The following is a 345-nucleotide window of genomic DNA, read 5'->3' as shown; positions in this document are numbered from 1 at the left end:
CCGCTGAAGTACAAGATGATTTTAACCAGCTATCGGAGATGGCGTGGCATCAGCTGTCGGGGATTGACGTTGAATTAGACAATACTCAAGCCTCGATACTGCGCTTTAATGCTCCATCAGTTAACGCAAAGCAAGTGCTGACTTTTGCCTTTACAGCCCGCAGCCAAGCAGGCAAGCAATACTCCGATAGCCTTGTCGTAACGGTACTTAACATTAATCAAGCGCCTACCATTGAGTTAGCCAGCGAGATGGCGGTAGCGGAGCAGCAGAGTGTTCTCATCAATCCTTTAGTCACCGATGCCGACAATCACACTCTTGATATTCAGTGGCGCCAAATACTTCTAG

Annotated in this window: 1 protein-coding gene; it reads left to right on the top strand. The window is 48.1% G+C overall.

The annotated features are described in order from the left end of the window. Positions 1–345: PKD domain-containing protein (locus Q4528_RS12985; protein WP_303521895.1), on the top strand; the 345-nt coding region annotated here is incomplete at both ends.

The organism is Staphylococcus pasteuri (assembly GCF_030547725.1).
Classification (GTDB): domain Bacteria; phylum Bacillota; class Bacilli; order Staphylococcales; family Staphylococcaceae; genus Staphylococcus; species Staphylococcus pasteuri.
Note: the sequence above shows the minus strand (reverse complement) of the source record. Positions and strands in the feature narration are given on the sequence as shown.